The 23,926-nt window shown below is 62.9% G+C and carries 25 protein-coding genes; 6 read left to right on the forward strand and 19 right to left on the reverse strand.

What is annotated here, in order from left to right; genetic code table 11:
- Position 1: 1 nt before the first annotated feature.
- Genes phnN through phnG form a run of 8 tightly spaced genes read right to left on the reverse strand, consistent with a single transcriptional unit; the run spans position 2 to position 6,340 of the window.
- Complete coding sequence (phnN, locus tag V1292_RS30655) at positions 2–613, reverse strand: phosphonate metabolism protein/1,5-bisphosphokinase (PRPP-forming) PhnN (RefSeq protein WP_334376273.1); 612 nt, start codon at positions 611–613, stop codon at positions 2–4.
- Entirely contained in the window at positions 610–1,764 is a 1,155-nt protein-coding gene (locus tag V1292_RS30660) for an alpha-D-ribose 1-methylphosphonate 5-triphosphate diphosphatase (RefSeq protein ID WP_334376274.1), read from the reverse strand. Before V1292_RS30660 ends, phnN begins: the two co-directional genes overlap by 4 nt.
- A 13-nt stretch (positions 1,765–1,777) precedes the next feature.
- On the reverse strand, positions 1,778–2,476 hold the full coding sequence (gene phnL, locus V1292_RS30665) for a phosphonate C-P lyase system protein PhnL (protein ID WP_334376275.1): 699 nt from the start codon (positions 2,474–2,476) through the stop codon (positions 1,778–1,780).
- Between the two features lie 8 nt (positions 2,477–2,484).
- A complete protein-coding gene (phnK, locus tag V1292_RS30670; protein WP_334376276.1) occupies positions 2,485–3,285 on the reverse strand; it encodes a phosphonate C-P lyase system protein PhnK in 801 nt (266 codons plus the stop codon).
- Positions 3,278–4,162, reverse strand: a complete 885-nt coding sequence (locus tag V1292_RS30675) for an alpha-D-ribose 1-methylphosphonate 5-phosphate C-P-lyase PhnJ (protein WP_334376277.1) — start codon at positions 4,160–4,162, stop codon at positions 3,278–3,280. The genes phnK and V1292_RS30675 overlap by 8 nt, the downstream gene beginning before the upstream one ends.
- Positions 4,159–5,262, reverse strand: coding sequence for a carbon-phosphorus lyase complex subunit PhnI (locus V1292_RS30680; protein ID WP_334376278.1), 1,104 nt, complete (start codon positions 5,260–5,262; stop codon positions 4,159–4,161). Before V1292_RS30680 ends, V1292_RS30675 begins: the two co-directional genes overlap by 4 nt.
- A gap of 3 nt (positions 5,263–5,265) precedes the next feature.
- Complete coding sequence (phnH, locus tag V1292_RS30685) at positions 5,266–5,874, reverse strand: phosphonate C-P lyase system protein PhnH (protein WP_334376279.1); 609 nt, start codon at positions 5,872–5,874, stop codon at positions 5,266–5,268.
- A gap of 4 nt (positions 5,875–5,878) precedes the next feature.
- Complete coding sequence (gene phnG, locus V1292_RS30690; RefSeq protein ID WP_334376280.1) at positions 5,879–6,340, reverse strand: phosphonate C-P lyase system protein PhnG; 462 nt, start codon at positions 6,338–6,340, stop codon at positions 5,879–5,881.
- A 104-nt stretch (positions 6,341–6,444) separates the two neighbouring features.
- On the opposite strand from phnG, the gene phnF reads away from it, so the two are divergent.
- Positions 6,445–7,170 carry a phosphonate metabolism transcriptional regulator PhnF gene (gene phnF, locus V1292_RS30695; RefSeq protein WP_334376281.1) on the forward strand — a complete coding sequence of 242 codons (726 nt, stop codon included), beginning with the start codon at positions 6,445–6,447 and terminating at the stop codon, positions 7,168–7,170.
- A 4-nt stretch (positions 7,171–7,174) separates the two neighbouring features.
- Here the strand turns inward: phnF and phnE (V1292_RS30700) are convergent, their stop codons facing one another.
- The 5 genes from phnE (V1292_RS30700) to phnC all read right to left on the reverse strand — a co-directional run bounded on the left by phnE (V1292_RS30700) (position 7,175) and on the right by phnC (position 11,828).
- Complete coding sequence (gene phnE, locus V1292_RS30700; protein WP_442895577.1) at positions 7,175–8,032, reverse strand: phosphonate ABC transporter, permease protein PhnE; 858 nt, start codon at positions 8,030–8,032, stop codon at positions 7,175–7,177.
- The gene (gene phnE, locus V1292_RS30705; RefSeq protein WP_334376283.1) at positions 8,032–8,916 is read right to left on the reverse strand and encodes a phosphonate ABC transporter, permease protein PhnE; all 885 of its coding nucleotides are present in this window, start codon (positions 8,914–8,916) and stop codon (positions 8,032–8,034) included. The genes phnE (V1292_RS30700) and phnE (V1292_RS30705) overlap by 1 nt, the downstream gene beginning before the upstream one ends.
- A 98-nt stretch (positions 8,917–9,014) precedes the next feature.
- Complete coding sequence (gene phnD, locus V1292_RS30710; protein ID WP_334376284.1) at positions 9,015–9,953, reverse strand: phosphonate ABC transporter substrate-binding protein; 939 nt, start codon at positions 9,951–9,953, stop codon at positions 9,015–9,017.
- A 60-nt stretch (positions 9,954–10,013) separates the two neighbouring features.
- Complete coding sequence (gene phnD / locus V1292_RS30715; RefSeq protein WP_442895638.1) at positions 10,014–10,949, reverse strand: phosphonate ABC transporter substrate-binding protein; 936 nt, start codon at positions 10,947–10,949, stop codon at positions 10,014–10,016.
- A 63-nt stretch (positions 10,950–11,012) separates the two neighbouring features.
- On the reverse strand, positions 11,013–11,828 hold the full coding sequence (phnC, locus tag V1292_RS30720) for a phosphonate ABC transporter ATP-binding protein (protein WP_334376286.1): 816 nt from the start codon (positions 11,826–11,828) through the stop codon (positions 11,013–11,015).
- A 188-nt stretch (positions 11,829–12,016) separates the two neighbouring features.
- Here phnC and V1292_RS30725 point away from each other — a divergent pair, with 188 nt between their 5' ends.
- The 3 genes from V1292_RS30725 to V1292_RS30735 are packed head-to-tail and all read left to right on the forward strand — an operon-like array spanning position 12,017 to position 14,582.
- The gene (locus V1292_RS30725) at positions 12,017–12,682 is read left to right on the forward strand and encodes a DapH/DapD/GlmU-related protein (RefSeq protein WP_334376287.1); all 666 of its coding nucleotides are present in this window, start codon (positions 12,017–12,019) and stop codon (positions 12,680–12,682) included.
- Positions 12,679–13,872: an alpha-D-ribose 1-methylphosphonate 5-triphosphate diphosphatase gene (locus tag V1292_RS30730; protein ID WP_334376288.1), complete on the forward strand. Its 1,194-nt coding sequence runs from the start codon at positions 12,679–12,681 to the stop codon at positions 13,870–13,872. Before V1292_RS30725 ends, V1292_RS30730 begins: the two co-directional genes overlap by 4 nt.
- Positions 13,873–13,892: 20 nt before the next feature.
- Positions 13,893–14,582 (forward strand): DUF1045 domain-containing protein, encoded by a 690-nt coding sequence (locus tag V1292_RS30735; protein WP_334376289.1) that lies wholly within the window; start codon positions 13,893–13,895, stop codon positions 14,580–14,582.
- Positions 14,583–14,696: 114 nt separating this feature from the next.
- Here the strand turns inward: V1292_RS30735 and V1292_RS30740 are convergent, their stop codons facing one another.
- From V1292_RS30740 to V1292_RS30750, 3 genes are read right to left on the reverse strand one after another with little or no spacing between them, the layout of a single operon-like run.
- Positions 14,697–16,196, reverse strand: a complete 1,500-nt coding sequence (locus V1292_RS30740) for a tripartite tricarboxylate transporter permease (protein ID WP_334376290.1) — start codon at positions 16,194–16,196, stop codon at positions 14,697–14,699.
- A gap of 27 nt (positions 16,197–16,223) precedes the next feature.
- Positions 16,224–16,673 (reverse strand): tripartite tricarboxylate transporter TctB family protein, encoded by a 450-nt coding sequence (locus tag V1292_RS30745; RefSeq protein ID WP_334376291.1) that lies wholly within the window; start codon positions 16,671–16,673, stop codon positions 16,224–16,226.
- Positions 16,674–16,683: 10 nt separating this feature from the next.
- Complete coding sequence (locus tag V1292_RS30750) at positions 16,684–17,664, reverse strand: Bug family tripartite tricarboxylate transporter substrate binding protein (RefSeq protein WP_334376292.1); 981 nt, start codon at positions 17,662–17,664, stop codon at positions 16,684–16,686.
- Between the two features lie 232 nt (positions 17,665–17,896).
- On the opposite strand from V1292_RS30750, the gene V1292_RS30755 reads away from it, so the two are divergent.
- The gene (locus tag V1292_RS30755; RefSeq protein ID WP_334376293.1) at positions 17,897–18,823 is read left to right on the forward strand and encodes a LysR substrate-binding domain-containing protein; all 927 of its coding nucleotides are present in this window, start codon (positions 17,897–17,899) and stop codon (positions 18,821–18,823) included.
- A gap of 64 nt (positions 18,824–18,887) precedes the next feature.
- Entirely contained in the window at positions 18,888–19,838 is a 951-nt protein-coding gene (kdgD, locus tag V1292_RS30760) for a 5-dehydro-4-deoxyglucarate dehydratase (protein ID WP_334376294.1), read from the forward strand.
- A gap of 159 nt (positions 19,839–19,997) precedes the next feature.
- Here the strand turns inward: kdgD and mmsB are convergent, their stop codons facing one another.
- The 3 genes from mmsB to chvE all read right to left on the reverse strand — a co-directional run bounded on the left by mmsB (position 19,998) and on the right by chvE (position 23,887).
- Positions 19,998–21,179, reverse strand: coding sequence for a multiple monosaccharide ABC transporter permease (mmsB, locus tag V1292_RS30765; RefSeq protein ID WP_028348791.1), 1,182 nt, complete (start codon positions 21,177–21,179; stop codon positions 19,998–20,000).
- On the reverse strand, positions 21,176–22,738 hold the full coding sequence (mmsA, locus tag V1292_RS30770; RefSeq protein WP_334376295.1) for a multiple monosaccharide ABC transporter ATP-binding protein: 1,563 nt from the start codon (positions 22,736–22,738) through the stop codon (positions 21,176–21,178). The genes mmsB and mmsA overlap by 4 nt, the downstream gene beginning before the upstream one ends.
- A 75-nt stretch (positions 22,739–22,813) precedes the next feature.
- Positions 22,814–23,887, reverse strand: coding sequence for a multiple monosaccharide ABC transporter substrate-binding protein (gene chvE / locus V1292_RS30775; RefSeq protein ID WP_334376296.1), 1,074 nt, complete (start codon positions 23,885–23,887; stop codon positions 22,814–22,816).
- Positions 23,888–23,926 lie beyond the last annotated feature (39 nt).

Consider the following 23,926-nt stretch of genomic DNA (forward strand, 5'->3'; position numbering starts at 1 on the left):
TTTAGCTCTCCCGTCGATCGTCCCATTTCTCGCCCTTGATGACGCGGACGAGCTGGCGGGCATGGTATTCGGCGCTGCCGGTATTGACGATGGTGACGTCGGGCGCGGCCGCCGCATCCTCCACCGTGCGACCCAAGCGGGCTTCGAGCCTGCCGTCGCTGCTCCGCCGCCGCATCGCCAGCCGCTCGGCCAAAACGTTTGGCGGGGCCGTGATCGAGACCACCACCACGTCGGCATAGGCGCGGCGCATCGCGCCGATCACGGTGCGCGATACGTTGGCAACGATGGTTCGCCCGGCGCGGATTTCGTCGTCGATCGCGCACGACAGTGCATAGCAGTGGCCGTGGGCTTCCCAATGCATGGCGTATTCGCCACGCGCCAGCGCCTCCCGGAACGTTCTGGAGCTGACCTGTTCGTTTTCTTCCGACGCCGACGCCTCGCGCGTAATCACGCGACGTGGAAACACAATTTTGCTGTCATCGGTGCAGGTGGCCTTGGCGAGGCCGAGCAGCGTGTCTTTGCCGGCGCCGCTTGGGCCAACCACCAGGATCAAACGGCCCGGCCCGATTGCGACGGCCTGGCCTGGCGCTGTGGTTGTCAAGATTTCGGTCATGCCACGCGCCGCCCTTCCCGCCAGACGCTGCGCACCACCGGAATGTTGCGGGCGACATGCACCCGGATGACATCGGCCCGCTTGCCGGCTGCGATCTCGCCACGGTCCGCAAGGCCCACGGCCTCGGCTGGTGTCTTGGTGACGGTGCGGACGGCGGAGGCCAGATCAATCGCCGGCACATGCTGCGGCAATTGCAGGGCTGCCATCAAAAGACTCGAAGGGATGTAGTCGGACGACAGGATGTCCAACAGTCCCTCGCGGGCGAGATCGATGGCGGCGATGTTGCCGGAATGCGAACCGCCGCGGACCACGTTCGGCGCGCCCATCAGGATGCCGATGCCGGCCTGATGCAGGCCGCGCGCGGCTTCCATTGTGGTCGGAAACTCAGCGACCGAAACGCGATCCTGGATCGCATCGGCGACATTTTCCTCGGTCGTGTCGTCGTGGCTGGCGAGCGGGATTTCATATCGATGCGCAAGCGCCACGATTTCGCGCAGATTGGTCGCGGCATAGGCCTTCTGATAGGCAAAGCGCTTCTCGAACAGTGCATCGAGCTCGGCGTCGGTCTTGCCGCCGCCCTTGCCGCGGTAATAGTCGCGGAGCTTGACCTCGTCGCGAAACTGGCGTTGGCCCGGCGTGTGGTCCATCAGCGACATCAGCCGCACGTCTGGCCGATCGATCAGCTCCCTGGCCTCCTCGACCACGCTGGGCATCGGGATTTCGCAGCGCAGATGCAGGAAGTGGTCGGCACGCAGCAGGTTCGCCTCGCGCGCGGATGTGATCGCCTCCGCCAGCACGCCTGCCCTGCCGTCAACCTCCTCGGCGCCGTCCTCGCGCCAGACCCGGAGCGAATCCAGAACCGTGGTGATGCCCGAGGTTGCCAACTGTCCGTCGTAGGAAACCACCGCCGCGATTGGATCCCAGAACACCTTCGGGCGCGGCACATAGTGCATTTCGAGATGGTCGGTGTGGAGCTCGATCAGGCCTGGCATGATCAGGTCGCCGCCGGCATCCTCGCTGCCGGACGGCGCAGTGCCCTCGCCGTATTCAGCAATACGGCCATCTGCGAAAGCGACCCAACCGTGCTCGATCACGCGATCGGCCAGTACAAGGCGCGCGTTGCCGAGGATGGTTTCGTGCTTCGAAGTCATCTCACATCTTCCTTCATGCCGCGGCGGCAAACGATGTCACGTCGACGATGCGGTCGGCGATCAGATGGCGAATTTCATCGTCATGGACGATCGCCACCATCGCGACGCGCTGTCGCTTCTTCTGTTCGATCAACTCAACGACAACGGTGCGATTGGCCGCATCGAGCGAGGCGGTCGGCTCGTCCAGCAGCAGAATCGGCAGCTCGGAAATGAAGCCACGCGCGATATTGACGCGCTGCTGCTCGCCACCGGAGAACGTCGATGGCGGCAGCGCCCACAGGCGCTCGGGAATGTTGAGGCGACGCAGCAGCGCGCCCGCCTTCTCGCGGGCTTCCGCGCGTGCAATTCCGTTCGCAATCAGCGGCTCCGCCACCACATCGATGGTAGCGACCCGCGGCACCGCCCGCAAGAACTGGCTGACATAGCCGATTGTCGAGCGGCGCACGCTAAGCACCTGCCGCGGCTCGGCCGTGGCAAGGTCGATCACCGTGCCTTGATGCCGGATGCCGATCCGGCCGCCATCACAGCGGTAATTTCCAAAGATCATTTTCAGGATCGAGGATTTGCCGGCGCCGGAAGGGCCCGACAGCACCACGCATTCACCCGGCTCGACCTGAAACGAGACGCCGCGCACCACGGGCAGCTCGACGCCGCCCTGCAGATGCATGGTAAAGGTCTTTTCGGCGCTGGTGATGTCGATCATCGCAGTCATTGGCGTGCTCATGCCGGCAAAATCGAGGAAACGAGCAATTGGGTATAGGGCTCGCGGGGATCGTCGAGCACCTGGTCGGTCAGGCCGGTTTCGATGACGCGACCACCCTTCATCACCATCACGCGGTGCGACAACAGCCGCGCCACGGCGAGGTCATGGGTGACGACGATGGCGGCAAGGCCGAGCTCGCTGACGAGATTGCGCATCAGATCGAGTAGCCGCGCCTGCACCGACACGTCGAGCCCGCCGGTCGGCTCGTCCATGAACACCAGCCGCGGTTCGGTGACCAGGTTGCGCGCGATCTGCAACCGCTGCCGCATGCCGCCGGAATAGGTGCGCGGCGCGTCGTCGATACGCGCTGTATCGATCTCGACGCGCTCCAGCCAGGACGAGGCGGTATCGCGGATGCGGCCGTAATGATTCCAGCCCACCGCCATCAGCCTTTCGCCGACATTGGCGCCGGCGGAGACCGCCATCCGCAGGCCCTGCGCGGCGTCCTGGTGCACATAGCCCCAATCCGTACGGAACAAGAAGCGGCGCTCGGCCTCCCCAAGGCTGGCGAGATCGCGCAACACGCCATCCCGCATCCGATATGACACCCGCCCGGCGCTCGGCGCGAGCTGCGCGGACAATAGTTGCAGCAGCGTAGACTTGCCCGAGCCGGACTCGCCGACGATAGCCAGCACCTCGCCGGGATAGAGCGCAAAGGATACGTCGCGGCAGGCGGTCAACCGGCCGTAATTCTTGCCGACATGTTCGGCGACCAACAGCGGCTGGTCGTCCTGCATGGGGTCTTGCGGCTCAGCCATGCGCCCTCTCCTTGTGCGGCGCCGCGCTCTCGCTGCCGCGATGGCCGGCCAACTGGCGAGACTCGCAATAATCGGTATCCGAGCAGACGAACATCCGGCCGCCCTTATCGTCGGTGACGATCTCGTCGAGATAGGAATCGCCGGCGCCGCACAGCGCGCAAGGCGCGTCGAACCGGTAGCGCGCGAACGGGTGATCCTCGAAGTCGAGCGATACCACGTCCGTGTGAGGCGGGATCGCGTAGATGCGCTTTTCGCGCCCTGCGCCGAACAGTTGCAGCGCTGGGCAATTGTCCATCTTCGGATTGTCGAATTTCGGCGTCGGCGACGGATCCATCACATAGCGCGCATTCACCTTCACCGGATAGGCGTAGGAGGTCGCGATATGGCCGAAGCGCGCGATGTCTTCGTACAGCTTGACGTGCATCAGGCCATATTCGCCTAGCGCATGCATGCGCCGCGTCTCGGTCTCGCGCGGCTCCAGGAACCGCAGCGGCTCGGGGATCGGCACCTGATAGACCAGCACCTGCCCGGCATGCAGCGGTGCTTCGGGAATCCGGTGCCGGGTCTGAATGACGGTGGCATCCGACGTAGCGGTCGTCGTTGCGACGCCCGCGGTCTTGCCGAAGAATTTCCGGATCGAGATCGCGTTGGTGGTGTCGTCCGAACCCTGGTCGATCACCTTCAGCACGTCGTCGGGCCCGAGGATCGCCGCCGTCACCTGCACGCCGCCGGTGCCCCAGCCATAGGGCATTGGCATCTCGCGGCTGGCGAACGGCACCTGATAGCCGGGAATAGCGATCGCCTTCAGGATCGCGCGGCGGATCATCCGCTTTGTTTGTTCGTCGAGATAGGCGAAATTGTAAGCTGGCGCGTTCATTCCGCGGCCTCCTGCATGTCCGGCGCCTCATTGGCCTCGGTGAACTCCTTGCGCAGCTTGCGCAACAGACCGAGCTCAGACTGAAAGTCGACGTAGTGCGGCAGCTTGAGATGCTCGACGAAGCCGGTCGCCTGAACATTGTCCGAGTGCGACATCACGAATTCCTCGTCCTGGGCCGGAGCGATCACTTCCTCGCCCAGCTCGCGGGCGCGCAGGCTGCGATCGACCAACGCCATCGACATGGTCTTGCGCTCGCTTTGCCCGAAGGCAAGGCCATAGCCGCGCGTAAAGCACGGCGCTTCCGTCGCCGATCCCTTGAACTGGTTGACCATCTGGCACTCGGTCAGCTCAATTGAGCCGAGCGGGACGGCAAAGCCCGCATCCTCGGCGAAGAACTCCACCTCCACCTCGCCGAAGCGGATTTCGCCGGCAAAGGGATGATTGCGGCCATAGCCGCGCTGTGAGGAATAGCCGAGCGCCAGCAGGAATCCCTCGTCGGCACGCGCAAGATTTTGCAGCCGCAGATCGCGGTCGGCCGGAAAACTCAGCGGCTCGCGCGTGAGATCGCCGACCGGCGCGTCGGCATCCGCTGCCGGCGAAGGTTCGATCAAGCCATCGCGACCGAGAATGTCGGTGACGCGTGGCGTTGCCGCCTGCGTTGCTTCCGACGTCGCCGGCTGCTCCGGCACAAAGCCGTCCGCAAGCTGCGGGTCCAGCAAGCGATGGGTGTAATCGAAAGTCGGCCCCAGGATCTGGCCACCCGGAATATCCTTGAACGTCGAGGAGACACGCCGGCGGACCTGCATCTCGCCGGTGTTGACCGGCTCGGTCGCGCCAAAACGAGGCAGCGTGGCGCGGAAGGCACGGACCAGGAAGATCGCCTCGATCAGGTCGCCGCGCGCCTGCTTGATGGCGAGTGCCGCCAGCTCGCGGTCGTAGAGCGAGCCTTCGGTCATGACGCGGTCGACGCCGAGCGAGAGCTGCTCGGCAATTTGCTCCAGCGAGAGTTCGGGCACATCACGGTCGCCACGCCGCTCGTGCGCCAGCAGGCGATGGGCGTTCTCAATGGCGCGTTCGCCTCCTTTGACGGCTACATACATGGGCTACGCTCCGCTTGCGACCAGCCGCGTGGTTCGGGGGATCGCGACAATCAAGTCGTCATGGACCAGCACGACATCGATGCCGCGCGGGAACAGGGCTTCGTTGATGGTGAGCCGCTGAAAGAGGTCGCGCGGCTGGAGCATCGCCTGCAGCAGCGCTGTACCGTCGATGCCCGGCCCCCTCATCTCGAAGGTGGGTCCCTGCGTCAGGCTCTCGGCCTGCAAGATCAGCGTCGTCGACCTGTCAGGATATTCGTTGCTGCCGAACGCGAAGCGATCGAGCGCCGGCAGGTTCTTGGCGTCGCCGACCAGGGCGAAGCTGGCGATCGATGAATCCGCGACCACCGGCGCGCTGGTATGGAACTTGAGCCACTTCGCCACATCAGGCGTGGCCGACATCGCGGCATCGAGCCAGATCGGCGTATCGTGATCGAACAACGTCAGCGCGATCGCCGCCGCGCCGCGCATCGTCCCGGCCGGCGCGCCGACAGCCGCCGTGACCCGTTGCACGCTGCCGGGACGCGCCATCGCATCCATCACGGAGCGGAAGGTCGACTGCGCCGACAATACCTTGTCGGCAAAGCCTGCAGGCAATTCTGCAACCGTCGTCATCGCATCACCCCTCGCCGCGCACCATGGTGTAGAACTCGACCCGCGTCGCCGCAGCCTCTGCCGCCTTGCGGCTGCGATCGGCGATCATGGCGGCGCGCAAAGGCCCGATCACCTTGGTCTCGACCTCACCCGAAAGCTCCGTCGACTGCACCATGGCATCGCATAGCGCGATCATCTGCGCCTTCTGCCTGTCGCGGCCGAGCACGTAGCCGAAGCCGATCTCGCCGGTCGCAAGACGCACCGCCGCGCGCGACACCGTGGCCTCGCCGAGATTGAACGGCGCACCGTCGCCGCCGATGCGGCCGCGCACCATCACGAGGCCATTCTCAGGCTCGCGCAGGTTTTCGTGCGCGGGTACCGCGATCGCCGCAAGATGGCCCGCAATGTCGCCAGCCTCGGAATGCGCCAGCACCGCCATCGCGTCCTTGCGCTGCGCTTCTCTGCTGTTCCGCCCGGTCAATCCCATGAGCAACCTTGCCTGAATCAAGTTGTCTATGATAATAGACAACTTGATAGCGGAACGCCATGACTGTTTCGTGACAAACGGATAATTTCTGGTATCACCACGCCATGAGCCTGCAGGAGAGTTCCGGCGTCGCCTTGTGGCGGCAGGTTGCCGACGGTATTGAGCGCGGCATTGCCGACGGCCGCTTTGCTGCGGGCGAAAAGCTGCCGGGCGAGATCGAGATCGCCGATACCTATCGGGTCAACCGCCACACCGTGCGGCGTGCCCTGGCTGCGCTTGCCGAACGCGGCCTGGTGCGCGCCGAACGCGGCAGCGGCACCTATGTCGAGGCGCAACGCCTCGCCTATCCCTTGCGCTCGCGGACGCGATTTTCCGAAATCGTCGGCGCCGGCGGCCGCGAGCCGCGCGGCCAATTGATAGATGCCTCCGAAGAGCCCGCGACGCGCGAACTGGCCCGTGAGCTTGGACTGAAGACCGGTGCGCCCCTGATCCGGATCGAATCGGTGCGGCTCGCTGACCGCACGCCGATCTGCGTCAGCACCAATTGGCTTTCCGCCGATCGCTTCCCGGGCGCCGGAGCGGTCTTCGCCAACGCACGCTCAATGACCAAACTGCTGGCGCATTACGGCGTTCGCGATTACCGCCGCGCCTCAACCCGCGTCACCGCCGGGATTGTGGACGCCCCCGACGCGGCAAGGCTCGATCTCGCGCTCGGGCGCCCCGTTCTCGTGGTCGACAGTACCGATGTCGATACCGACGGCAAACCGCTGGTAACCAAACGCGCGCGCTTCGCCGCGGAGCGTGTCGAGTTTCTGGTAGAGAGCAGCTAACGAGTTACCCGACGGCGCGTCGCCCGATGATCGCGAAGCGGAGACGCGATGAAATGGCGTCAATGATCGCCACAGTGATCAGGATCATGATGATCAGAAAAGCAACGCGATCCCAGTTCTGCTGGCTGATCTCGTTGGAAAGATAAAGACCAATCCCGCCTGCCCCAACGATGCCGATCACCGTCGCGGAACGCGTATTTGACTCGAAGTAATAAAGCACCTGGCTCAGGATCACCGGAAGCACCTGAGGGACGATGCCAAATCGTATTTTATGAAGGCTCGACCCGCCGGCCGCGGTTATACCGTCGACGGGTTTGGTGTCAGCCGTTTCGATCGCCTCGGAGAACAGTTTGCCGAAGGTTCCGAGATCAGACATGGCGATCGCCAGGATCCCGGCAAAGGGACCGAGCCCCACCACGTTGATGAAGATGAGCGCCCAGATCAGCGTGTCGACTCCGCGGATCGTGTCGAGCGCACGACGTGAAAGAAAATGAATGATGCGTTGGCCGACGACATTCCGGGCCGCAACGAATGCCACGGGATAGGCAACAATCGCCGCCAGGAGGGTTCCCAGAAAGGCGATGGCAAGCGTTTCCGCCAGGCCCTTCAGATAGAGGTGAAGCAGGCTACCGGGGTTCGGCGGAAACATCAGGCCGACGATCACACCAAGGCGGCCGATCCCGGTCGCCAGCTTTTCGAACGAGAAGCCGAGCCATATCATGCCGAAGATAAACAGCCCGACGAGCGCAGCAACCACTGACAGGGTCTGCATTCGTTTCAGAAGCGATGGCCTGAAGATCTCCGGATAGGTCTGGACAAGGCGGGTCCGATCGGTCTCGGTGAGGCTCGAAAGGTTCGACATCACGCACGCCCTTCCATGCCAATGAGACGGAAGCGCAGACGCTCGGTCAAGAGATCGATTGCAAAAACGGTTACAATGATCATCAACAGGATCGCGCTGACATCGGAATAGTAGAATTGTCGAATCGAGCTCAGCAACTCCTTGCCAATACCGCCGGCGCCGACAAACCCCATGACAGAGGCCCCGCGCACGTTGATCTCGAAGCGCAACAGCGTATAGCTCACGAAATTCGACAACACCTGCGGCAGGACCGCGAAGCGAACCTGTTCAAACCAGTTCGCGCCTCCCGCCTTGACGCCGTCGATCGGGTTCATGTCGATATTCTCGACGACCTCGGCAAACTGCTTGCCTAGTGCGCCGACGGTATGGATCGCAATCGCCAGGACGCCTGGCACCGGGCCGAGGCCCAGCGCATACACAAACAGCAGCGCAAACACGATGTCGGGAACGGTTCGACAAAATTCAAGCGAGCGCCGCACCAGCGTCCGTGCGACCACGCTCTTGACGAGGTTGGCGCTAGCGAAAAAGCAAAGACAAAATCCGATTCCCGCACCGAGGAACGTGCCGACATAGGCGACCAGAAGCGTCTCGCCCAATAGCGCGAGCCAGCCGTCCCAGTTCCAGAACCACTCTGCGAGGTCAGTGGTGAGATTGGCGGGCCGCAGCTTCGGCAGAATATCGTAAAGGTAGCTCCAAAACCTTGGCAGCCCTTCCGCGAATTTGTGCAGATTGACCTCGCCACCCCAGGCGGCAAGCGCCGCACAGAGCGCGACCGCAATTGCAAGGAGCCAGGAGCGGCGGCGCTTCGCAGCCGTTGCCGCAGCATATTGCTGCAGGAGCACCGCGGCTCGTGGCTCCGAAATGCGATAAAGATGACTGCTCAACGAGCTAACTCTTCCGGGCGATGCGCCCTGAGGATGAAACGATTTTCGCGGATCGGTGGCGAACGCCTCCGATCCGCTACGAATACGATGGTTTCGAGCTATGAAGCCTTTTTCTTGCGCTGCTCATCAAGCCAAAGGTTCATCTTGACCGACTCTTCGTAGTCCTTGGCGGTCACCTCTACGAAACCCAAATCCTTGCCATCCGAAAGCTTTGCGAATGCATCCTTATCTTTCTGGGGCGCCTCGACGAACGCCTTGGCGATTGCCTTTTTCAAGTCTTCCGGCATGTCGGCAAGATATGCGAACGGTGAACCGGGCAAGAGCGGCGACTTCCATGCGATGCGGAAATCAGCCTTGGTCATCGGCGATCCGTCTGCTTTCTTCACCATGCCCTTGTTCAGCATACGGGTGAGGTTCGAATCGTCCTCCGAATTCCACCAGTTCACGGCGGCATCCACGGTGCCGGCGGCGAGTGCCAGCACTGCGTTTTCGTGACTTCCGGTCGTTTGCCCGACCTTGAAATACTTGTCGATCGGGAAGCCCTGCTGCGTCAGGAAGAAGTTGGGCGCCTTGAAACCGGACGTCGATTCGACATCGACGAAGCCCAGCGTCGTTCCTTTCAGATCCTCGATCGATTTGTACTTGCTGTCAGCACGGACATACATAACCGAATAGTAGCCGATCGAGCCATCGCTGTTCTTTGTCGTCACGAACGGCACGACCTTGCCGCCCGAGACGGTATTTGCGCGCGCATACGAGCCCGGCCCATAGAAGCCGATATGAATTTGCTTGTTCTTCTGCCCCTCGATCACCGCGGTGTAGTCGCTTGCCACGCGCAACGTAACCTTCACGCCCAACTCCTTCGAAAGGTAATTTGCGAAGGGCGTGTAACGTTCAAGCGTCCCGGTCGCGTTTTCTGCGGGAACCAGCGCCATCACCAGTTCGGGGTACTTCTCTTTCCACGACTGGGCGAAGGCGGGCGTTGCAACGATAGCCAGGCCGGACGCCAACAACAGCAATGCACGTCGGTTCAACATTTCTCTCTCCTCTGATTTTCTGAAATGGCCGCAAGCTGAAAGACGACGACCCGAACAAGATCAGTTTGTAGGTTTGCGTTTGCGTTGCTCATCAAGCCACAGGTTCATCTTGACCGACTCGACGTAGTCTTCCTTCGAAACGCGCGCAAAATTCTCAACCTTGCCGTCGGTCAATGCGTCGAAGGCAGCCTTGTTCTTTTTGGGCGCAGCCAGGAAGGCCTGAATGATCGCGGACTTGAGGTCCTCGGGCATGTCAGCAAGCAGCGCAAAGGGTGACCCCGGCAGCAGCGGTGATTTCCAGATGACGCGGAAATCGGCCTTCGTCATCGGCGTGCCGTCGGGCTTCTTGAGCATGCCCTTGGTGAGCATTCGGACCAGATTCGAGTCGTCCTCGCCGTTCCACCAGTTGGCCGCCGCGTCGACCGTTCCGTTCGCCAACGCGAAGATAGCGTTTTCGTGGCTGCCGGTTGGCTGAGCCAACTTGAAATGCTTTTCGATTGGGAAGCCCTGGTCGGCCAAAAAGAAAGTCGGAGCTTTGGAACCGGAAGTCGATTCGACATCGACCAGCCCCAACGTCCTTCCTTTGAGATCATCGATGGATTTGTATGGGCTGTCGGCGCGCACATAGATCACGGAGTAGTATCCAATCACGCCACCCGAACTGCGCAGGGTCGCGAACGGGACAACGTTGCCGCCAGATACGGTGTTGGCTCGCGCATAGGAGCCGGGCCCATACTGGCCGATATGGATTTGCCGGGTCTTCTGGCCCTCGATCACCGCCGTATAGTCGTTGGCGACACGCAACGTGACTTTCACGCCGAGTTCATCCGTTAGATACTCAGCAAAAGGTCCAACGCGCGCCAGGACCCCGGTTGCGTTCTCGGCCGGCACCAACGCCATCACCAATTCGGGATACTTCGCTTTCCATTCCTGCGCCGAAGCCACGGAAGCTATTGCGGCCAGCGCAGCGGCGAGAACAAACCGACGATTGAACATCATGAGCTGGTCCTATTACGAGTTCGAGGTCACATGGATCGACGGTCGAAACGGATGCCAGCTTCAGGCCGCAGCAGCGGTGCCGAGTTCCGGAACGGCTACTCCATCGGGCGCCGGCGCAGGCTCGATGCCCATGACGTCATTGGCTTCGAGGTCATAGAGCTCGCGCGCGATGCGGTCGGTCAACGTCTCCGGCGCGCCGTCGAACACCACCCGCCCGGCCGCCATGCCGATCAGGCGATCGCAATAGGTCCGCGCCAGGTCGAGCGAATGCAGGTTGCAGATCACGGTGATGCCGAAATGCTTGTTGATGCGCAGCAGCGCGTCCATCACGATCCGCGTGTTGCGGGGATCAAGCGAGGCGATCGGCTCATCGGCGAGAATGATGTCGGGCTCCTGCACCAGTGCGCGCGCGATCGCCACGCGCTGCTGCTGGCCGCCGGAAAGCTGGTCGGCACGCTGGGCGGCGATCGCCGCCATATCGAACTGCTCCAGTGCCGACATTGCCAGCGCCCTGTCTTCTTCGGGCCAAAGCTGGGTCAGCGAGCGCCAGGACGGAATTTCAGCCAGTCGCCCCATCAGTACATTGGTGAGGACATCGAGCCGGCCGACCAGATTGAACTGCTGGAAGATCATCGCGGAGCGCGCGCGCCATTGCCGCAAATCCTTGCCGCGCAGCGCGGTCACGTCGACGCCTTCGAACAGGATGCGTCCCTCGGAAGGCTCGGCGAGGCGGTTGATCATCCGCAGCAGCGTCGACTTGCCGGCGCCGGAGCGGCCGATCACGCCGACGAAGCTGCCGGGCTGGATCGAAAATGACGCATTGTCCACCGCGGCCTTGGTGCCAAACCGGCACGTCAAACCCTCTACCACCAGCATGCACTGCTCCAGAATTCCGATCGTGAAGCATCGCTAGCGGCTCGATCTTACAGTTGTGTGACACGAGTGCTGCGCTGCGGCGTTCGTCCACAGCAGCGGCTGGCGTCATGTGTCCGTCATGATCCTGTCATCAAGCGCATCGAAGACGAGCGGGTGCCCCTTTCCCCGATTGTTGATGGACGTTACCGATGGCCGGCAAGATGCTTTCCACTGAACCATTGGTCGACCCCACCGCGTCAGTGCGCGACTGCCAGCTTGGCGCCTACACCGAGGTCGGCGCCCGGACCATTCTGCTCGAAGTCACGATGGCCGATTATTCCTACGTCGTGAACGACTCGCAGATCACCTATACGACGATCGGGAAATTCTGTTCGATCGCGGCGATGACGCGCATCAACCCGGGCAATCATCCGATGCACCGGGCCTCGCAGGCGCATTTCACCTACCGCGCCTCCAGCTACTTTTCGGGCGAGAGCGACGATGCCGAGTTTTTTGCGTGGCGCCGCAAGCATCACGTCCATATCGGCCATGACGCCTGGATCGGCCACGGCGCGGTTATTCTGCCTGGCCGATCGATCGGCACCGGCGCGGTGGTCGCGGCCGGCGCCATCGTGACCAAGGATGTCCCCGCCTATACGAACGTTGCAGGCAATCCGGCACGGCCGATCAAGCGGCGTTTTCCGGAATCCATTGCCGGGCGGCTTGCGGAACTCGCGTGGTGGGATTGGGGCCATGAGACGCTGCGCCACGCCCTGCCCGATTTCCGCAAGCTCGATGTAGAGGGCTTTCTCGAAAAGTACGAAGCCGCCGCAGCAGCTACTCGCCGTCCATTCAACCAGAGTGCCGCATCGTGACCGAACTGTTCATCGAAGGTGGCCGGGCCCTGCTCGGCCACGAAATCGTCGAAACCTCATTGCGGATCGCTGGCCGCGAGATCGCAGCCGTAGGTGCGTACAGCAACCACAGCATCGGCGGCGTCAATGCCGATGGCCTCCTGGTATTGCCGGGCATTGTCGATCTGCATGGCGATGCCTTCGAGCGGCAGATGATGCCGCGCCCCGGGGTCGACTTCCCGATCGATGTGGCGCTTGTTGACAGCGACCGGCAGGCGATCAGCAACGGGATCACGACCGTCTACCATGCCACGACCTGGTCGTGGGAGCCCGGCCTGCGCAGCGCCGACAATGCCAGGCGCTTGCTGGAGGCGATCGAGCAGATGCGGCCGCAGCTCGCCGCCGACACTCGCTTCCACTTGCGTCACGAGACCTACAATCTCGACGCAGAAAGCGAAATCATCGACTGGCTGTCGGAAGGACGCGTCGACCTGTTCGCCTTCAACGACCATATGGACTCGACGGTCGCCAGCCTCGCCAAGCCGCAAAAGCGCAGCCGAATGGTCGAGCGCACAGGCCTCAGCAATGAGGCGTTCGATCGCCTGGTGGAACGTGTGGTCTCCCGCGGCCACGACGTGCCGGCTTCGATCGCCCGGCTGGCGCAGGCAGCGCGCGCGGCGGGTGTCCGGATGCTCTCGCATGACGACGAGAGCCCGGCGATGCGGCAGGCCTTTCGTGCGCAGGGCGTTGCAATCGCCGAATTTCCGGTCAACGAGGAAACCGCACGCGATGCTGCCGAGGCCGGTGACTTCATCGTGTTTGGCGCGCCCAATGTGGTGCGCGGCGGCAGCCATACCGGCTGGACCAGGGCCTCCGACATGATCGCCAAGGGCCTCTGTTCGGTGCTTGCGTCGGACTATTATTATCCGGCGCCGCTATTGGCGGCATTCCGGCTTGCGACCGACGCCGTTCTGCCGCTGGCCGCGGCATGGCAATTGATCTCAGCGGCACCGGCGCGCGCCGCCGGCCTCGCCGATCGCGGCACGCTCGCCGCGGGGCAGCGTGCCGACATCCTTCTCGTCGATGACACGGTGCCGCTGCGGCCGCGGGTAGTCGCAGTCATTGCCGCGGGGCATCTCGTACATCTGACGGAGGCGAACCGTCTCGTCCATTCGTCCACAGCACCACGCAAGGCGGTTGCAGCCGCGTGAAGCGGCCCTATTCTGGCGCAATGGCAAATTACCCCCGTTACGCAATCTATTATACCGCCACGCCCGGCGGCGCGCTCGACCGGTTCGGCGGCTCGCTGCTCGGCTACGACACCCAGAGCGGCGAAGACCTGCCCTTTCCGGACGGACTCCCATCGGACTGGCGCGAGCTGACGCGCGATCCGCGCAAATACGGCTTTCACGCCACGTTGAAGGCGCCGATGGCGCTGGCCGACGGCAAGGCCGAGGCGCAGCTTGCTGCGGCCTGCGAATTATTCGCCGATCTGGCCCGGCCAGTGCCCGTGATCCAACCGGTCGTCGATTCGATCAGCGGTTTCATTGCGGTCATTCCCGCCGAACCGTCGGCAGATCTCGACCTGCTTGCCGCCCAGGCGACCAGGGCATTCGATCCGTTCCGCGCTCCCCTCAGCCCGGAAGATCGCGCGCGGCGAAGTCCGGAGGCGCTGACGCCACGGCAGCGCGACTATCTCGACCGCTGGGGCTACCCTTACGTCTTCGAAGAATTTCGCTTCCACATGACGCTGACGGGACGGCTTCCCGCCGAACGGCGCGAGCCGGTTGTGGCAATGCTACGCAGCAGGTTTTCGACAACCGGCATCGGCCCGCTCGCGATCGACGCCATCGCGCTGTGCCGTCAGGACAATCCGAATTCGCACTTTCGGGTCATCGGTCGCTGGCAATTGCGCGACTAGAGCCCTTTCGGTTCTGATTGAATCAGAACCGGGCTCTAGATTCTTGTTTTGACGCGTTTTCTTGACGCGAACCGGTGTCCACTTCGCTGGAAAACGCTCTGACGCCCACACCGCTCATTCCGCCAGCGCCTCTTTCCGCGTTCTCAGAATTGCCGGCGAAAGCATTGCCAGCAACAAGGCGGCGACGACTGCGAGGATGACCGCGCTGATCGGCCGCGACAGAAAGACGGTGAAATCGCCGTCCGCGATCAACATCGCGCGCCGGAAGTTTTCCTCCAATTGCGGACCGAGCACGAGGCCGAGCAGGAGCGGCGCGGGCTCGACGCCGATCTTGATGAAGAAATAGCCGATCAAGGCGCAACCCATCATCAGCCAGACATTGAACAGGCTGTTGGCGATCCCGTAAGTGCCGATGCAGCAGAACAGCACGATGGCGGGAAACAGCAGGCGGTAGGGAATCTTCAGCATCGAGACCCACAGGCCAACGAGCGGCAGGTTGATGATCAGCAGCATCAGGTTGCCGACCCACATGCTGGCGATGACGCCCCAGACCAGCTTGGGCTGCTCGGTCATGATCTGCGGGCCGGGCTGGATGCCCTGCATCATCAGCGCGCCGATCATCAGCGCCATCAGGGCGTTGGCGGGAATGCCGAGCGTCAGCAGCGGAATGAAGCTGGTCTGGGCGCCGGCATTGTTGGCGGCCTCCGGACCGGCAACGCCCTCGATGGCGCCCTTGCCGAAGCGCGAGGGATCGCGGGCGAGCTTCTTCTCCAGCGCGTAGGAGGAGAACGGCGGAAGCGCGGCACCGCCGCCGGGCAACACCCCCAGCACAGAGCCCAGCGCCGTGCCGCGCACCACGGCCGGAAAAGCCGCCCGCAAATCCTGCCAGCTCGGGATAAGGCTGCGGATCGACTGGCTGACGACGCGGCGCTCGGCGGGTCTCTCCAGATTGGCGATGATTTCACCCAGCCCGAACAGGCCCATCGCGATCGGCACGAAATCAAGACCATCCGATAGAGCGGCGATGCCGAAGGTCATGCGCGCGACGCCCGAGGAGACATCGATCCCGACGAGGCCGAGCAACAGCCCCAGCAGCACCATTGCCAGCGATTTGGCGACCGAGCCATGCGCGAGCACGACCGCGGCAATCAGGCCGAGCACGAGGAGACTGAAATATTCAACCGCGGTGAATTTGAGCGCCAGCACCGACAACGGCACGCTGAGTACCGCGATCACGATCGTCGCCATCGTGCCGGCAAAGAACGAGGCAATCGCGGCAATGGCGAGCGCGGTTCCGGCCCTGCCCTGCTTGGCCATCTCGTGACCGTCGATACAGGTGACGACCGACGACGTCTCGCCCGGCACATTGACCAGGATGGCGGTGGTCGAACCGCCATATTGCGCGCCGTAAAAGATGCCAGCCAGCATGATCATGGCGCTCGCAGGCGACAGACCGAAGGTGAAGGGCAACAGCAACGCCACCGTTGGAATCGGACCGATGCCGGGCAGCACGCCGATCGCGGTCCCGATGACCACGCCGATCAGGCAGAAAATCAAATTGTTGAGTTGAAGGGCCGTCGAAAGCCCCATCAGCAGATTGTCAAAGAGTTCCATATGCGTCTGCCTGCGAAGCGTGCCGCCCTAGCGGGGCCAGATCGGGATCGGCAAGCCCAGCAACTTGACGAACAGAAGAACGGCGGCGCCCGAAAGCACGATGGCAAACGCCACGGTCTCGACAAGCCGGCCTTCTCGCGTGGCGAAGCTGGCGAGCATCACGGCGGCGACGGAGGCGACCGCGAGGCCCAACCGCTCCGCCGTCAGCGCGAAGACGCCGACAGAAGCCAGAATCGCCAGGAGCGGCCGCAACTGAACGGGTGCGATGCCGCGACCCGCGCGCCAGAGCCCACGCCCAGTAAAGAAGACGCCGAACGCCATCAGCGCGAGTGCGACGACGCGGGGCATGTAGCCGGGCCCCATATCCGCGGCATGACCGACCGTCAGATTGCGCGTGGCGACGAGCGTACCCGTCGCCACCGCCAGGAGGAACAGGCCAAACAGCAGGTCCTGCAGGTCGGTCCGGGAACGCGTCATCGGCCCGCCCTTAGCTGCCCTTGATGCCGGCCTCGCGAATGATCGTGCCCCAGCGCGTCGTCGCGTCCTTGAGCCAGTTGCGGAATTCCTCCGGCGATTGGCCGCGCACCACGCCACCCTGCTCGGCGATCTTCTGCTGAATCTCGGGCAGCTCCAGGATCTTGCGGATTTCGGCGTTCAATCGCGCGACCATGGCGGGCGGCGTCCCACCCGTGGTCAGGATGCCCTGCCAGGTCCCGGCGTCGCCGCCGGGCAGCCCGGCCTCCTTGAAAGTCGGCAGATCGGGAGCCGAGGCAATCCGCTGCTCGCCGGTGACAGCAAGTCCGACAAGCTGCTTGTTTGTTACAAAGGGCATCGTCGCCGCAGCGCCGTTGATGATCACGCCGCTCTCCCCGGACACGACGGCGCGCGAGGCGGCGGCCCCGCCCTTGTAGGGAACATTCTTCCACTGAATTCCGAGCTCCTTCGCCATCACCACGGCGGTGATATGATTGGCACCGCCGACGCCGGAATTGGCGACGGTCAGCTTGTTCGGATTGGCCTTGGCGTATTCGATCAGCTCCTTGGACGTCTTCGCCGGGACCGATTCATGGACGGCCAGGACGTAGGGGCCGAACATCACCATGGAAATGGGCGCAAGATCCTTCTGAACGTCGAAAGTGAGATCGGAGAACAGGCTGGGCGCCGTTGCCAGCGATCCGACATCCATCAGCAACAGGGTGTGGCCGTCGGGCTGCGCCTTGGCGACGGCGTCGGCCCCGAGATTGCCGGCTGCGCCCGGCTTGTTCTCGACCACGACCGACTGACCGATGGCGGCGGATAGTTTTGGGCTGATCAGGCGCGCCAAAATATCCGAGGTGCCGCCGGGAGCGAACGGCACGATCAGCCGCACGGGCCGCTCAAAATTCTGAGCGCCGGCTCCGCTTGGCGCCAAGGCACACACTGTAAGGACAGCGGCGGCAATCGCCCGGGCGAGAGATGGCATAGACATCGGTCGTTCCTCCGTTTCAAAGCGCAATTCAGCGCGATCCCGCCGTTTGGCAGGCTGCAGACCTTCGAGGCAGCGTTGGGGAGGAATGATAGGTCATGGGCAGGGTGGCCTATGAATTAGTCTGCGGATAGGTCGATACCTTTTTTGGATGGATCGGCCGCGCATCAGCCGGTAGAAGTCGGACATCCGGCCGGTCACCGGCCCTTCGTCTCAGGTTGAAAATACAGATTTCATGTTTGAGTTGAGCCAGTTGCGCTGCTTCGTTGCAGTTGCGGAAGAACTGCATTTCGGGCGCGCGGCGCTGCGGCTGAACATGACGCAGCCGCCGCTCAGCCGTCAGATCCAGATTCTCGAACGCGTCCTTGACGTGACACTGCTGGAGCGCAGCAACCGAGCCGTCCGGCTGACGCCGGCGGGGCAGCGTTTTCTGGTCGATGCGCGGCACCTCCTCAAGCTCGCGGAAAGCGCGGCCGTGCTGGCCCGGCGGATGGCAAGCGGCAAGGCCGGATCGATCAATATCGGCTTCACGGCCACATCCGCCTACAGCTACGTGCCGGCGCTGGTCGCGGCCTGCCGGCGTGAACTTCCCGATATCGAGATCTCGCTGAAGGAAATGGTCTCCAGCGATCAGCTCAAGCGGCTCGATTCCGGCGAGATCGATATCGGCTTGCTCCGCCCGCCGATACCGCGCGGTGGTCTTGACGCCTTCCGCGTGACGGCGGAACCGCTGGTCGCGGCACTGCCGAGCGACCATCCGCTGGCTCGGGCGGAGGAGTTACGCCTGGAGGATCTGGCAAGCGAGCCCTTCATTATGTACGAGCCCTATGAAGCCCGCTATTTCCACGATCTCCTGGTCGAGCTGTTCTCACGCGCAAATCTAGTGCCGAATTACGCGCAGCATCTTGCGCAGATCCATTCGATCCTCGCCATGGTGCATTCGGGTGTCGGCGTGGCGTTAGTCCCCGAGACCGCGGCCAATCTGCGCTTCAGCGGCGTCGTGCTGCGGTCCGTACTGATGCCGTGGCAGCGGCCGGCTGAATTGTTCTTTGTCCGGCGCAGCGACAATGACAATCCGCTTCTCCCTGTCATTGCCGGCATTGCCCGAGACCTTGCCGGCCAACCCGGCTCGATCCAATCAATGGATCGATCGATACAGTGATTGGGTCTCCGTCCGTGGGCATCTTGCATTAATCCTTTGGCGTAAGCTGCTGAAGGATTAGAGCATGAGCAGGATGACCCCCAAGGAGATGGCCAGCCGGATCGGCGATGGCCTGCTGTCGTTCCCCGTCACACCATTTCGGGCCGACAACACGTTCAACGAGACCCGCTACCGCTCCAATCTCGACTGGCTGTGCGGGTATGAGGTGGCGGGTCTGTTTGCCGCCGGCGGCACCGGCGAATTCTTCTCGCTGAGCCCGGCCGAGGTCGCGAAGGTCGTGGCAACGGCTGTGGACGAGACCAAGGGACGCGTGCCGGTGCTCGCCGGGATCGGCCATGGCACCGCGATGGCGACGCAACTTGCCCTTGGGGTCGAGGCGGCCGGCGCCGACGGCTTGCTGCTGCTGCCGCCCTATCTGGTCTTTTCGGAACAGGAAGGACTGGCTGCCCATATCGAAGCGGTGTGCAACGCGACCAAGCTCGGTGTCATCGTCTACAACCGCGATAATGCGATCCTGAACGAGGATACCCTCGAGGGACTGTGCCAGCGCTGCCCCAACCTGGTCGGCTATAAAGATGGTATCGGCGACATCGAGCTGATGACCCGCATCCACCTGCGCATGGGCGACCGGCTGACCTATATCGGTGGATTGCCGACGGCCGAGACTTTTGCACTGCCTTATCTGGAAATGGGCGTAACCACTTATTCCTCCGCGGTATTCAACTTCGTCCCGGAGTTCTCGACCAAGTTCTACGCGGCCGTGCGGCGCCGCGACCGCGAGACGGTGCAGGCGGGGCTGCGCGATTTCATCCTCCCCCTGATCGCGATCCGCAATCGCAAACGCGGCTATGCCGTCTCGATCATCAAGGCCGGCATGAAGGTGATCGGCCGTGACAGCGGCCATGTCCGTTCGCCACTGACGGACCTGACGCCCGCCGAGATCGAGGAAGTGGCGGCACTCGTCGCGCGTCTCAAGACCAGCGAGTTCGCGAAGCGGGAGCTGGCGGCCGCTTAGTCCCGCTGCGTCACACCCGTTCAAACCCTCATCCTGAGGAGCCCGCAGAGCGGGCGTCTCGAAGGATGTAGGCCACAGACGGGGCCTCATGGTTCGAGATGCGCTTCGCGCTCGTCACCATGAGGGGCTTATGACGCAGTTGACCTAGCCGCCACTACCCTATCGTCGCTGGTTGTAGACGTCCAGGCAGACGGCGCCGAGCAGCACCAGGCCCTTGATCACCTGCTGATAGTCGATGCCGATGCCGAGGATCGACATGCCGTTGTTCATGACACCCATGATCATGGCGCCGATCACGGCGCCACCGACCTTGCCCACGCCGCCATAGGCGGACGCGCCGCCGATGAAACAGGCCGCGATGACGTCGAGCTCGAAGCCGGCGCCGGCCTTCGGCGTCGCCGTATTGAGCCGCGCGGCAAATACGAGACCCGCGAGAGCCGCCAGCACCCCCATGTTGACAAAGGTCAGAAACGTCAGCCGTTCGGTCTTGATGCCGGACAGGCTGGCGGCCCTGGCGTTGCCGCCGATGGCATAGATGTGGCGGCCGATCACGGTGCGGGTGGTGACGAAGCCATAGAGCGCGATCAGCGCCGTCATGATCACCAGTACATTGGGAAGGCCGCGGTGCGAGGCGATCAGGCCGGCGAAGAACACGATCACGGCGAACAGCACCGCGCTCTTGGCGACGAAGAAACCAAACGGCTCGACCTCAATGCCGTGCGAGGCCTGGCGCGCCCGGCTCTTGGCGCTGGTATAGACCAGGGCCACCGCCAATACCGCACCGATCAACAGCGACGTCGGATAAAGCGTGCCGGCGCCGGGAAACAGTTCGGGGATGAAGCCCGAGGACAGTTTCTGGAAAGTCGGCGGAAATGGCCCGACCGACTGACCCGCCAGGATGGCAAGCGCAAGCCCCTTGAACACCAGCATGCCGGCCAGCGTCACGATAAAGGACGGGATCTTGAAGTAGGCAACCCAATAGCCTTGCGCGGCGCCGATCAGGGCGCCCACCAGCAGGCAGGCGATGAAGGCCAGCGGATAGGCGACGTGATAGCGCACCATCAGCACGGCTGCGACGGCGCCGACAAAGCCCGCCACCGAGCCGACCGACAGGTCGATGTGACCGGTGACGATGATCAAGAGCATGCCGAGCGCCATGATCACGATGTAGCTGTTCTGCAGCACCAGATTGGTCAGGTTCAGCGGCTGCAGCAGCGTGCCGTCGGTCATGACCTGGAAGAACAGCATGATCGCAAACAGCGACAGCAGCATGCCGTAGTTGCGCAAATTGTTCTTGATGAAGCCGGCGTGCCCGGGCAGCGCAACCGTCTTGTCGGTCATGGCCGCAAGTCTCCCTGAAGTACCTTCTTGTGGATTTCCTTGTTGCGCATGATGGCGCGCATGATCCTTTCCTGGGTGGCTTCCGCAGCGGCGAATTCTCCGACGAAGGCGCCGTCATTCATCACGCAGATGCGGTCGCAAACCCCGAGCAGCTCCGGCATTTCCGACGAGATCATCACCACGCCCTTGCCCGCCTCGGCAAGCTCGTTGATGATACAATAGATTTCGTACTTTGCCCCGACATCGATGCCGCGCGTAGGCTCGTCGAGGATTAATACTTTCGGATCGGTCATCAGCCATTTCGATAGTACGACCTTCTGCTGATTGCCGCCGGAGAGCTGCCCGGTCTCCTGATAGACGTCGGAACAGCGAATCCGCATCCGGTTGCGGTATTCGCTCGCGACACGCAGCTCGGCCATGTCATCGATCCTGCCCTGGCGCGCCACCCGGCTCAGGCTCGCCAGCGTGATGTTCTTGCGGACATCGGCATCCAGGATCAGGCCGAGCTCCTTGCGATCCTCGGTGACGTAAGCAAGGCCGGCGTCGATCGCCGCAGCCACGCTTGACAGGTTGACCTCCCTTCCGTCGAGCCAGACACGCCCGCTGATCCGCTCGCCCCAGGCTCGGCCGAACAGGCTCATGGCGAATTCGGTACGGCCGGCGCCCATCAGCCCGGCGATCCCGACCACCTCGCCGCGCCGGACTTCGAAATCGACGCCCTTGATAGCCCTGCGGTCCCTGTGCAGCGGGTGATGCACCGTCCAGTCCTGCACCGCGAAGACCGGTGCGCCGATGGTGGCGGTGCGTTGCGGAAAGCGATGCGCCAGGTCGCGATTGACCATGCTTTTGATGATCCGGTCCTCCTCCACCGGCTCGGCCCGGCAATCGATACTGTCGACGGTGCGACCGTCGCGCAGCACCGTGATCCGGTCGGCGACGCGCGCTACCTCCGACAATTTATGCGAGATCAGGATCGAAGCGATGCCCTGGGCGCGGAAGGCAAGCAGACGGTCCAGCAATGCAGCGCTGTCGTTCTCGTTCAGGCTGGCGGTCGGCTCGTCGAGGATCAGCAGTCGCACCCTCTTGGACAAGGCCTTGGCGATCTCCACCAGTTGCTGCTTGCCGACGCCGAGGTCCGTCACCAGCGTATCGGGCATCTCTGTGAGGCCGACCTGGGCCAGCAGTTCCTGGGTGCGGCGATAAACCGTGTCGCGGTCGATCACACCGAGCCGTGAGGGCGGATGCGACAGGAAGATGTTCTCCGCGATCGACATCAGCGGAATTAGCGCCAGCTCCTGATGGATGATGATGATGCCGAGAGCCTCGGAATCATTGACGTCGCGAAAGCGTCGCTCCTCGCCGTCGAATATGATGCTGCCTTCGTAATCGCCATGGGGATAAACGCCGCTGAGGACCTTCATCAGGGTCGACTTGCCGGCGCCATTCTCGCCGACCAGCGCATGGATCTGCCCCGTCTCTACCGTGAAGTTGACGTCGCGCAGGGCCTGCACGCCGGCAAAGCTCTTGCTTACGCCGCGCATTTCGAGAATTGCGGTCATCGCACCATCACGTCCTTATCTGCGGTCGGATGCAGGCAAGTGGCGGCGCCGGCGATGACCGGCGCTGCCCTCCCTTTAGTCGATCTGCGATTTCTTGTAGTAGCCGCTGTCGATCAGCACCTTCTCCCAGTTGCTCTTGTCGACGACGACGGGCTTCAGGAGATAGGACGGCACCACCTTGACGCCGTTGTTGTAGGTCTTGGTATCGTTGACGGTGACTTCCTTGCCGCTGAGGGCCGCGTCCACCATGTCGGCAGTGACGCGGGCGAGATCGCGGGTGTCCTTGAAGATGGTCGAATATTGCTCGCCGCGCAGCATCGACTTGATCGACGGCACCTCGGCATCCTGGCCACTGACGATCGGCATCGGCATGTTGCCGCTGCCGTAGCCGACGCCCTTCAGCGACGAGAGAATGCCGATGGAAAGGCCGTCATAGGGCGAGAGCACTGCATCGACCCGCTTGCGGCCGTAGAACGCGCTCAGGAGGTTATCCATCCGCGCCTGGGCGGTGGCGCCGTCCCAGCGCAGCGTCGAGACCTTGTCCATGCCCTTCTGACCGCTGCCAATGACCAGCTTGCCGCTATCGATATAGGGCTGCAGCACTGACATCGAGCCGTTGTAGAAGAAGTAGGCGTTGTTGTCGTCCGGCGAGCCGCCAAACAGTTCGATGTTGAACGGGCCCTTGCCTTCCTTCAGTCCCAGCTTCTGCTCGATCGATTGGGCCTGCAGCACACCGACCTGGAAATTGTCGAAGGTGGCGTAGTAATCGACATTTGGCGTGTCGCGGATCAGGCGGTCATAAGCGATCACGCTGATCCCCTTGGCCTTGGCTTGCTTCAGCACGTCGGACAGTGTGGTGCCGTCGATCGCCGCGATCACCAGCACCTTGGCGCCCTTGGTCACCATATTCTCGACCTGCGAGAGCTGGTTCGGAATGTCGTCCTCGGCATATTGCAGGTCGGTGCCGTAGCCGCGCTCTTTAAGGATCTTGACGATGTTGTTGCCATCGTCGATCCAGCGCGCCGACGATTTGGTTGGCATCGCGATGCCGACGGTCCCCTTGCTTTGCGCAAACGCGCCGGTCACCGCCGTCGTGGCCATGGTCGCTGCCAGCGCCAAGGCCGACAATGTGGTTTTCAGACTAATCATGCTTCTCTCCCTTGATCACCGAGGATCTGTGATTCCTGG

Source organism: Bradyrhizobium sp. AZCC 1719 (genome assembly GCF_036924525.1).
Classification (GTDB): Bacteria; Pseudomonadota; Alphaproteobacteria; order Rhizobiales; family Xanthobacteraceae; genus Bradyrhizobium.

Coding starts and splice junctions, on each gene's coding strand:
- phnN (WP_334376273.1), bottom strand. CDS start 613: ATGACCGAAATCTTGACAACCACAGCGCCAGGCCAGGCCGTCGCAATC.
- V1292_RS30660 (WP_334376274.1), bottom strand. CDS start 1,764: ATGACTTCGAAGCACGAAACCATCCTCGGCAACGCGCGCCTTGTACTG.
- phnL (WP_334376275.1), bottom strand. CDS start 2,476: ATGACTGCGATGATCGACATCACCAGCGCCGAAAAGACCTTTACCATG.
- phnK (WP_334376276.1), bottom strand. CDS start 3,285: ATGGCTGAGCCGCAAGACCCCATGCAGGACGACCAGCCGCTGTTGGTC.
- V1292_RS30675 (WP_334376277.1), bottom strand. CDS start 4,162: ATGAACGCGCCAGCTTACAATTTCGCCTATCTCGACGAACAAACAAAG.
- V1292_RS30680 (WP_334376278.1), bottom strand. CDS start 5,262: ATGTATGTAGCCGTCAAAGGAGGCGAACGCGCCATTGAGAACGCCCAT.
- phnH (WP_334376279.1), bottom strand. CDS start 5,874: ATGACGACGGTTGCAGAATTGCCTGCAGGCTTTGCCGACAAGGTATTG.
- phnG (WP_334376280.1), bottom strand. CDS start 6,340: ATGGGATTGACCGGGCGGAACAGCAGAGAAGCGCAGCGCAAGGACGCG.
- phnF (WP_334376281.1), top strand. CDS start 6,445: ATGAGCCTGCAGGAGAGTTCCGGCGTCGCCTTGTGGCGGCAGGTTGCC.
- phnE (WP_442895577.1), bottom strand. CDS start 8,032: ATGTCGAACCTTTCGAGCCTCACCGAGACCGATCGGACCCGCCTTGTC.
- phnD (WP_334376284.1), bottom strand. CDS start 9,953: ATGTTGAACCGACGTGCATTGCTGTTGTTGGCGTCCGGCCTGGCTATC.
- phnD (WP_442895638.1), bottom strand. CDS start 10,949: ATGTTCAATCGTCGGTTTGTTCTCGCCGCTGCGCTGGCCGCAATAGCT.
- phnC (WP_334376286.1), bottom strand. CDS start 11,828: ATGCTGGTGGTAGAGGGTTTGACGTGCCGGTTTGGCACCAAGGCCGCG.
- V1292_RS30725 (WP_334376287.1), top strand. CDS start 12,017: ATGGCCGGCAAGATGCTTTCCACTGAACCATTGGTCGACCCCACCGCG.
- V1292_RS30735 (WP_334376289.1), top strand. CDS start 13,893: ATGGCAAATTACCCCCGTTACGCAATCTATTATACCGCCACGCCCGGC.
- V1292_RS30740 (WP_334376290.1), bottom strand. CDS start 16,196: ATGGAACTCTTTGACAATCTGCTGATGGGGCTTTCGACGGCCCTTCAA.
- V1292_RS30745 (WP_334376291.1), bottom strand. CDS start 16,673: ATGACGCGTTCCCGGACCGACCTGCAGGACCTGCTGTTTGGCCTGTTC.
- V1292_RS30750 (WP_334376292.1), bottom strand. CDS start 17,664: ATGTCTATGCCATCTCTCGCCCGGGCGATTGCCGCCGCTGTCCTTACA.
- V1292_RS30755 (WP_334376293.1), top strand. CDS start 17,897: ATGTTTGAGTTGAGCCAGTTGCGCTGCTTCGTTGCAGTTGCGGAAGAA.
- kdgD (WP_334376294.1), top strand. CDS start 18,888: ATGAGCAGGATGACCCCCAAGGAGATGGCCAGCCGGATCGGCGATGGC.
- mmsB (WP_028348791.1), bottom strand. CDS start 21,179: ATGACCGACAAGACGGTTGCGCTGCCCGGGCACGCCGGCTTCATCAAG.
- mmsA (WP_334376295.1), bottom strand. CDS start 22,738: ATGACCGCAATTCTCGAAATGCGCGGCGTAAGCAAGAGCTTTGCCGGC.
- chvE (WP_334376296.1), bottom strand. CDS start 23,887: ATGATTAGTCTGAAAACCACATTGTCGGCCTTGGCGCTGGCAGCGACC.